8 protein-coding genes are annotated in these 9,272 nt (G+C 57.0%); 4 read left to right on the top strand and 4 right to left on the bottom strand.

The features are described 5' to 3' along the window. Positions 1 to 90 precede the first annotated feature (90 nt). The 4 genes from Q1A59_RS10670 to Q1A59_RS10655 form a co-directional block, all read right to left on the bottom strand. Complete coding sequence (locus tag Q1A59_RS10670) at positions 91 to 2,268, bottom strand: ATP-dependent RecD-like DNA helicase (protein WP_299644959.1); 2,178 nt, start codon at positions 2,266 to 2,268, stop codon at positions 91 to 93. Between the two features lie 197 nt (positions 2,269 to 2,465). Then, entirely contained in the window at positions 2,466 to 2,624 is a 159-nt protein-coding gene (locus tag Q1A59_RS10665; RefSeq protein ID WP_298404775.1) for a hypothetical protein, read from the bottom strand. Then, positions 2,615 to 2,797, bottom strand: a complete 183-nt coding sequence (locus tag Q1A59_RS10660; protein WP_298404773.1) for a hypothetical protein — start codon at positions 2,795 to 2,797, stop codon at positions 2,615 to 2,617. The genes Q1A59_RS10665 and Q1A59_RS10660 overlap by 10 nt, the downstream gene beginning before the upstream one ends. 252 nt (positions 2,798 to 3,049) lie before the next feature. Beyond that, the gene (locus Q1A59_RS10655; RefSeq protein ID WP_299644958.1) at positions 3,050 to 3,187 is read right to left on the bottom strand and encodes a hypothetical protein; all 138 of its coding nucleotides are present in this window, start codon (positions 3,185 to 3,187) and stop codon (positions 3,050 to 3,052) included. Between the two features lie 503 nt (positions 3,188 to 3,690). On the opposite strand from Q1A59_RS10655, the gene Q1A59_RS10650 reads away from it, so the two are divergent. The 4 genes from Q1A59_RS10650 (at position 3,691) to Q1A59_RS10635 (ending at position 9,183) form a co-directional block, all read left to right on the top strand. After that, positions 3,691 to 4,635, top strand: coding sequence for an NAD(P)-dependent oxidoreductase (locus Q1A59_RS10650; RefSeq protein WP_298482757.1), 945 nt, complete (start codon positions 3,691 to 3,693; stop codon positions 4,633 to 4,635). Then, entirely contained in the window at positions 4,632 to 6,812 is a 2,181-nt protein-coding gene (locus tag Q1A59_RS10645) for an ATP-binding protein (protein WP_298490391.1), read from the top strand. Before Q1A59_RS10650 ends, Q1A59_RS10645 begins: the two co-directional genes overlap by 4 nt. 59 nt (positions 6,813 to 6,871) lie before the next feature. Beyond that, positions 6,872 to 7,945 (top strand): histidinol-phosphate transaminase, encoded by a 1,074-nt coding sequence (hisC, locus tag Q1A59_RS10640; protein ID WP_298482760.1) that lies wholly within the window; start codon positions 6,872 to 6,874, stop codon positions 7,943 to 7,945. A gap of 209 nt (positions 7,946 to 8,154) precedes the next feature. Further along, positions 8,155 to 9,183 (top strand): zinc-ribbon domain-containing protein, encoded by a 1,029-nt coding sequence (locus Q1A59_RS10635; RefSeq protein WP_298482762.1) that lies wholly within the window; start codon positions 8,155 to 8,157, stop codon positions 9,181 to 9,183. Positions 9,184 to 9,272: the final 89 nt, after the last annotated feature.

Raw genomic sequence — 9,272 nt, 5'->3', positions numbered from 1 at the left:
AAGCCGCCAAGCACGCAAGGCTTATTGGCAGAACGGCGCCAACCCGCTCATACCCCCACCTTACCAACCCTTTGCGCCTTTGCGTTTTCGTCACTGCTCGCGCAACCGCACGCTGAGGCCGGTGTAGCGCCGTTCGACCTCGGCGGCGGCGACGGCGGCAGCGACAGCACGGCGATCACCGACAACAACGACCAGCCGGCGGGCACGGGTAACGGCGGTATAGAGCAAATTACGTTGCAGCAAGGGTTGGTGGTGTAACAACAGCGGGATCACCACGACCGGATATTCACTACCTTGGCTCTTGTGGACGCTGAGGGCATAAGCGAGGGCGAGATCGTCGAGGTCGAGACCGCTGTAGCGAACGGTACGCCCGTCTTCAAACTGCACCACGACCATCTGTGCGTCGCTATCAATGGCAATGACCTCGCCGGTGTCACCGTTATAGACATCGCGGTCATAGTCGTTGCGCTGTTGAATAACGCGGTCACCCACCCGGAAGACGGTCGCGCCACTACGATATTCGGCGACACCGGGACGCGACGGGTTCAGTGCGGTTTGCAAAGCCGTGTTGAGCGCCGCGACGCCGGCAGTACCTTTATGGGTCGGACTAAGCACCTGTATGTCGCGGCGTGGATCGAACCCAAACCGACGCGGGATACGTTCGACGACGAGTTCGACCGTGAGTTCGGCACAGCGTTCGGGTGTCTCGGCAGCAAAGAAATAGAAGTCGTCGTGGCCGCCCCACACCGGCAATAGGCCTTCGTTGATGCGACGGGCATTGGCAGCGATACCGCTACCAGCCGCTTGACGAAAGATGGCATCGAGATGCACCTGTGGCACAATGCCGCTCTCGATCAGATCACCGAGCACACGACCCGGCCCCACGCTTGGCAGTTGGTCAGCATCGCCAACGATGACCAGATGCGCGGTAGGAGGCATCGCCTTGAGCAATTGGTTCGCTAGCACAATATCGAGCATACTGGCTTCATCGACCACGAGCAGGTCGCAGTCGAGCGGGTTGTCAGCATTACGGCGGAACGCGCCATCAGGACTGTATTCGAGCAGGCGGTGGATGGTGCGAGCCTCGATCCCGGTGGCGTCGCTCAATCGGCGGGCGGCGCGTCCGGTCGGCGCGGCGAGCAAGGGACGGTAGCCACGGGCACGCAGCAAAAGCACCAGCGCGCGCAGACTAGTCGTTTTGCCGGTGCCCGGCCCACCGGTAAGCAGCATGACCGGACTGGTCAAGGCCATTCGTACTGCATCACGCTGTTGGGGACTGAGATTAATACCACGCCGTTCGGCCAGATGAGCAAAGACCAGTTCCCAGCGGCTAGGGGCATAATGAGCAGCCAGTGCCGAGCGCTGCGCGAGCAAGCGCCGGATCGCATTGGCCACACCGATCTCGGCGAAGGCCAGTGGCGGTAGATAGACCGGCTGTTGGTCTGGCTCGGCGGCGGTGACAACGTGATCGCGCCAAAGCTGGCCGGCGACGAGCATCAGATCGATCGCCGTTTGCACCTTCGTTGCTGCTACGGCGAGCAAGCTAGCGGCACGTTCGATTAACGCACGCCACGGCAAGTAGCAGTGACCTTCATCCGACGCTTGACCAAGCGCGAACCGCACCCCAGCAGCGATCCGACGCGGGTCGTCGCGGGCAATGCCGAGACCGGCAGCAATGGCGTCAGCGGTACGAAACCCTACCCCATCAACCTCATCAGCCAGCCGATACGGTTCGTGCTGAACGATCCGTAACGCATCATCACCGTAATGCTTGTAGATACGCACCGCCACACCGGTAGGCAAGGCAAGGTCTTGCAACAGTAACATCAAATCTTTAATCCGCTGTTGCGCCTGCCAAGCCTCGGCAATCAGCATTGCCCTCTTGCGTCCTAATCCCGGCACCTCGCACAACCGCTCCGGCTCGCGGTCAAGCACGTCGAGGGTGTATTTACCAAACGTTTCCGTAATCCGTTTGGCAGTGGCCGGGCCAACCCCTTTGATCAGGCCACTGCCGAGATAGCGCCGAATACCGTCGATGGTGGCGGGCAGGCGAGAGTGGTAGCGTTGCACCTGAAACTGACGGCCGTGAGTCGGATGATCATGCCATTCTCCTTCGAGGATAAGCTGCTCGCCGGGCTGCACACCAAGCAGGTTGCCGACAATAGTGACGGTATGGCGTTTGCCGGCTGGACGCAATTGCGCAACCGTATAGCCGTTACTCTCGCTCTGAAAGGTAATCCGCTCAAGAATGCCGTCGAGTTGGGGCATAGGGTTCGATCTACATGGGCAACTGTTATGTTATTTCTATCTTACCGGAAATGGTGCGTTGGGCAAAAATTTTATACTGCAAAGAACACCGAAGACGCAGAGAGAAGAGTAGGCCATGATCATCATCACATTGTATACCACTCACCGGTGACGAGAATGGTATCGGCGTCAATCTGCTCGATCCGCGGGCGCAGATGCTAACCCGGGCGGATTGGTTGCGCGTCAGTACGTTGCACATCGACTAACGCCGGATCGAACAGCTCAGCCAGTTCGTTCCGCGCCGTGCGGAACCAGCAGGTGAGCTGATCGTCTAGAAAGCCGTCACGGTACGCATAATACTCCAATGTCACCGGCACAGCGACCACAAACCGAGGGCATAGCGGCACTGCGCCGCTTGCTCCGACAATAGTTGGGTAGTCTCGGTCAAGTGATCAGAGCTATAGAAAGGATTGGCTAGCAGCAAAGCAAGGCCGCCAATCCTGCCGATCATAACGACAGCCAGCATTACCGTAGAACGGCGGCTCATCATACAAGCGCTATCCCATTAAAACCGCGAGTGAAACGCAACCCTTACCTGACATGCTATGCCAACCGAATCCAAAAACGTTTGCACATAAACCTAACAATGGGCAGACGCGAATAGAATAAATATTATAGAGTAGTAAGAAGGTGCGTAAAAAGAAACGCTAAAATAACATCTCCTATCAAACAGTCGCAAAGGGCGCAGAAAAATCAACATAACCTATGCGTGCTTTGCGTTTATCATCCTTTGCGCCCCTCTCTACAACTGCCGTTCGTAGAACCGCGACAACGGATCAGTGGGATACTCACCAAACAGGCCGATCTGGGCGAAACCGGCTTTTTCGTAGCAGCAGATGGCGGCCTGCTGCAATGTGCCCGTTTTGATCCTGCAACGCACCAATCGCACCGGACCGGTTACCGATGAAGCGTATCGTCGCCCGGTGCAGCACCGTCTGCAACGAGGCATCGTGAAGCGCTTGGTCAACGCGGTCGGAGAAGGCAATGGTTTGTGGCGTAGAGGTGTTTGCTAGGTGATAGAATAATCCATAGTGATTGATTGGTATCAGGCGATATACGATATAAGGGCACACCACCACGCGGTTGGCCCCCCATAGCATGCTCCCGATAGGCGGGAACCGCACCGCCGTGCGGCTCAAAGCCAACAACCCCCTACGGTGGGAATGAAACCTGTCTCTTCCGCCCAATGTGGAACGCATAACAAACGGCGCAGAGAAGAGGAACGAGTGCGAAAGGTATCGCTCACCAATCGACTGTGGTAGGATACACAAATAATTCCTGTTGTAAATTCGACACGTTCGCGAACCTAGTGCTATGCTATTGTGGTAAGCACCGTAAGCCAACGGGCACATCTGAATCGCTCGCATCGGTTACCTAAGCACTATGCGCATCCTCATCACTGGCTCATCAGGCATGATCGGCACCAATCTTGGTCTGCGCCTGCTCGCAGAAGGGCATCAAGTCTTCGGCGTCGACCGACGGGTTAATCCGTGGACAGACCGCATCCCCACGCTGCTGCAAGACCTTGCCATACCGCAGCGCGACTTCCAAGCTGGAATTGGCGGTGCGCCCTACCCACTGTGTGATCTCGTCATACATTTGGCGGCCAACGCCAAGGTCTACGAACTAGTGAACGAACCATACCGCGCACTCGAAAATATCAATATCACCTATAACGTGCTCGAATATTGTCGCGTTCACGATCTGCCGATCATCTTTGCCTCGTCGCGGGAAGTCTACGGTGATATTTACCGCTACATCACTGAAGAGACGAGAGCAGATTTTAGCTTTACCGAAAGCCCTTACTCGGCCTCGAAAATTGCCGGCGAGGCCCTCATCTACGCATACGCGCGCTGCTACGGTCTGCGCTACATTGTCTTCCGTTTCTCGAACGTTTATGGCCGCTATGATAACGATCTCACCCGGATGGAGCGCGTCATCCCGCTCTTTATTCATCGGATCAGTCGGGGTGAACCGGTAACGGTATTTGGTGGCGACAAGGTACTCGATTTTACCTACATTGATGACTGTGTTGACGGCATTATGCGCGGGATTGCTCGTTTATCTCGTGGAGAGGTGGTAAACCGTACAATCAATCTGGCCTATGGCGAGGGTAATACGTTGATTCGGGCGGCAGAATTGATTGGTCTTGCCCTCGGTCAACGGCCCGAGATCATCGTGCAACCGGTCAAGCGGGTCGGCGAAGTGAGCTACTACGTCGCCGATATTCGGCGCGCACGTGAGCTATTGGGTTATCAACCGCAAGTGCCATTGGCAGAAGGCATCCGGCGGGCAGTAGCATGGTCACAGGGAGAGCAGGTGGTATGACCAAACCGAAGCAGGAGTTGGCCGAGATAGTCCAACCGCGCGTGCGCGCTATTCCCACCGAGCGTGTGCGCCGCTGGATGCAGGCGAGCACCGCTTGGTTGGCGTTACAGGAGCCAGAACAGCTCTTCCCGGCCATTGTTACCGGCTTTATTGAGGTGTTGCCGGCACTACGCGCTGCGATCCTCTGGCTAGCGACACCAAGCGGGCTGCAACTGGCAGCACAGGCTGGACTCGAAATGCCGGCTCAGCTTGCCGCACAATGGCGACAGATCAAGCTACGGCTAGGTGAAGGCGTAGCCGGTCTGGCGTGGCAGCGCGAGACAGTGATCCAACAGCACGGTGAGCATAGCTACCGCGAATTACAGGGTTTGGCTTCACCACAAGCGCAGAGTGTATTTCAAGCCTTGAGCGATCTCTTACCGCGCAGCCTGACGATTACGGCAGCACCATTGCGAGCCGGAAATCAATGTGTCGGGGTGCTGGAATTGATCAATACCGATACAGCGGCAGTCGATCTTGAACCAGACGATCTTGAGATGGTTGCCAGCATGATTGCGGCAGCCATTCGCAATGCGCAGTTGTACGATGAGATTCGGCGCAGCCATCAACGTTTGAAGGCATTTGATGCCGTCGTCACATCAATCAGCACGGCAGCCGATCTGCCTGATCTGGTGCAGAGTGTGCTCTCGGTCGTCCTTGAACTCACACCAGCCAACAGTGGCGCATTGCTGCTCTTCGATCCGGCACAGGAGCAGTTGCAGCTTAGTGCGTGGAGCGGTATTGATCCGACGATCCTCGCCTGCTTCGATCAGGTGCCGGTCGATGCGAGTCCTTGCGCCGAGGTGGTACGCTATGGCCAACCGGCGATCCGGCCGCTCCTGAGCGAACGGGGTGAAACCGCATTGATTGCCGCCGGAGTGACTGCTGCCGCCTATTTACCCCTGCTGGCAGGTGGCACGGTTACCGGCGTGTTGGCACTGTTTGGCGATCTTGAGGCGATAAGCAAGATCGATAAGGATATGCTTATGCCGATTTGCAATCAGGTCGGCTTCGCTATCGCGAACGTTCGTCTGTACGAAGACAGTCAGCGAGAGCGACGGCGAATGCATACGGTTGTCGAATCGCTCGCCGAAGGCGTATTGCTGTGTGATCGCTACGGTCGCTTAACGTTAGCTAATCAGGCAGCGCACGAGTTGCTAGAGCAAGCCAATCTAAGCTTTGAAATGCCACTTGCTACTATTCCTAACCTGTACGATCTACGCGACCTCGATGGCAGTCCACTTACACCCGATGATCTGCCATTGACGCGCGCGCTGCGTGGCGAGACCTTCTACGACTATCGATTGATGCGCCAGTATTCGGATGGCCGCGAACGATACTTCAGCTTCACCGGCGCACCGGCAGTTAACGAGAACGGAGAAGTAGAAGGAGCCGTGATCACGTTTCGCGACATCACCGCCAATCAAAAAGTACAGCGGGCTAAAGATGAGTTTCTGGCCGTCGCCGCTCACGAACTGCGCAGCCCGTTGGCAGCAGTGCGTAGCTACGCCGATCTCTTGCTCCGCCGCGAACAGCAGCGCGAAGGCGATCCGCGCGACATTCACGGCCTCACCATTCTTACCCAGCAAGTGGCTCACATGCTGCGCCTTGTTGATAACCTGCTCGATGTCTCACGGCTCGACTCTGGTCAACTTGACCTCCAGTATCAGCAGGTCAATGTGGTGATGCTCGCACAGCAAGTTATTGACCAGCAGCGGCCCAGTGCCGGTAATCGTGAACTGCTGCTCGAAACCGAAACCCCAGAATTGATCGTTTCCTGTGATGCCGTCCGCATCCGACAGGTACTCACGAACCTGCTTAACAACGCGATCAAATACAGTCCACCCGATAGTGTCATCAGCGTGCGTCTGCGCCACGCCTTGCTCCCGACGAACAACACACCGGCTGTCTTGATCAGCGTCAGTGATCAGGGGCCGGGTATTCCGGTGAGCGAACATGAACGGGTCTTCCAACGCTACTACCGCACCCCGGGACGACGTGGGGAAGGGTTGGGATTAGGGTTGTACCTGAGCCGCGAGATTGTGCAATTGCATGGCGGCCAGATTTGGATCGAGAGCCGAGAAGGGCAAGGGAGCACATTTATGGTTCTCTTACCCATCGAGCAAGTGGGAGAGTAGGACGTTTGCGGTTAGCAGCTATGTTGCAACGAGGCGGAGAAATAGCCGTGCCAATCCGTATGAAGCCATTTGTACAAGCACTCCCACCAGCGCCACCGGCGCGCCTTGCACCAGAGGGGCCGCCACCGATCCGCATGGCTGCCAATGAAAATCCGTTAGGGCCATCACCGCGCGCAGTGGCTGCCGTGCAAGCTGCGTTGACGGAGATTCATCGCTATCCCGACGCGAGCGGTGCAGCGCTGAAACACGCATTGGCAGCACGGGCCGATCTGCGCCCAGAATACGTTATGCTGGGCAATGGCTCCGATGAATTAATTATGTTGATTTGCCATGCAATACTGGGCGAAGGCGACGAAGCCGTGCTTGCACAGGGTTCGTTCATCAGCTATGCACGTCGGATACAGGCACAAGGCGCGATTGCCCGTCAAGTTCCGCTGCGCGAGATGACGCACGATCTCCCGGCAATGGCAGCGGCCATTACTCCACACACCCGACTGGTTTTTATCTGCAACCCGAACAATCCTACCGGTACTACTGTCGGCGCAACCGAGCTGCTCGCATTTCTCGACCAAGTACCGCACGACATACTCGTCGTCGTTGATGAAGCCTACATCGAGTTTGTTACTCGACCAGATTTCCCCGATCTGTTGCCACTTATCCGCGCCGGACGCGACAATCTGCTCCTTATACGCACGTTCGCCAAGATTCATGGCTTGGCCGGGCTGCGCCTTGGTTACGCCTTTGGTGTCCCCGATCTGATCGCCTATCTCGAACGAACGCGCCCGGTATTTAACGTCAATGCATTGGCGCAGATCGCCGGTCTCGCCGCGCTCGACGACAACGAACATCTCGTCCGTTCGCTCGCCCATGCTGCGCGCAGTCGCGCTATGCTCAGCGAGGAGCTGCGCGCCTTGGGGCTGACCGTCATTCCCGGCGAGACGAATTTTGTCGCGGTGGCCGTACCCGACGATCAGGCGATTGCTGTGGCGCTAGCCCAGCGCGGTGTGGTGGTAACGCCGCTGAGCGGATGGGGCTTGCCGGGATGGATTCGGATTTCGTTTGGCACAGATGATGAAAACCGGGTTTGTATCGCTACGTTGCGTGAGCTATTAACCAATAGGGCAGCCGGTTGAAGTAAGCTTGTTGGGACGTTTGCTTGTTTTGGTCTGCTCTCGCTCGTACCAGTTACCACACGATGGGGAAGAGGTATGCCAATGTGGGTGAGATGCTCAGTGATCGTACAGATAATGTTCTTTCATCCTACGAGGCAGCACGGCCACCCTTCGCAATTATAAAGCGGCGATGCAGAAATGCGTGCCACACGATAGGACAAGGAATAGCCATGAGTGAACCGCAACGACCAGCTTTTTGTCCGCAGTGCGGGCATAAATTAACGCCGGAGGATCGTTTCTGCCCAGAGTGTGGCGCGCGCGTACCAGACTCCACGCCACCCGCCGCCGCGCCGCCGACCACCATCATCCCACCCGACCGGCCCACCGCCGCGCCGCCAACCACCATCATCCCACCCGTGCAAAGCACCAACGTGCCACCTAACCCTTCCCTGCCACCGCCACCAGCATACGGCACACCGGTAAGCAGCTCGCCACCCTTCCACATTCCGTCAGCGCCTGAGCTGCCGGCGAATCGTTCTAATAATCGGCTAGCATGGTTATTGGTTGGCGGTATTGGCTGCCTCTCGCTGATCATTATCAGCGCCTGCATCTTCATTGTGATCGCCTTCGTCGCTACCCCCACATTGGATAGTCTTCCCACTCCTACCACTGCCGCCACCACAACCGCAGGTAGCGGCGTTGAGTCAGCGATCGGCGGCGAGGTCGTATTCCGTGACGATTTCGACAATCCGACGGCCAGTGGTCTCGGCGAAGACGAAGACGCCAGCGCACGGTTCGCCTTTGAACAGGGTCACTACGTCATTGAAGTCAAAGAAGCGGAGACGCTCGTGTGGGCATTAGTGGATGGCACCTACCGTGACGCCGTCATTGAGGCCAGTTATGCAATGCCGCGCAACGGGCCAGATGGCGCTGCTGGTCTTATCTTTCGCTACCAAGATGCTGACAATTTCTACTTGTTTAGTGTCTCGAACGATGGCTACTACGCGCTTGAGCTGCTCGAGAACGACCGCTGGATCACCCTGATCGATTGGACGCAGCACGAGGCCATTCATCCAGAGAACAACCGCATGCGCGTCGAGCTACGCGGCGACGAGATCACGCTCTTCGTCAACGACCGGCGGCTAGAGCAAACGCGCGATCCGACGTTCACACGTGGTGAAGTTGGCCTCGCGGTGACGAGCTTTGATAAAGGGGGGATTATTGTGCGCTATGACGAGATAACGATCTGGCGACGGTAAGAGAGACGCGGGACACGCCAATGCAAGTTTGGTCAATGCGTCCACTCAGAGTGAACGCACTGCTACCAGTATTTGTAAGATAACTTCAT

This window comes from uncultured Chloroflexus sp. (assembly GCF_937951745.1).
GTDB lineage: Bacteria > Chloroflexota > Chloroflexia > Chloroflexales > Chloroflexaceae > Chloroflexus.
The sequence above is the reverse complement of the archived record's forward strand: the minus strand, read 5'-3'. Positions and strand labels throughout refer to the sequence as shown.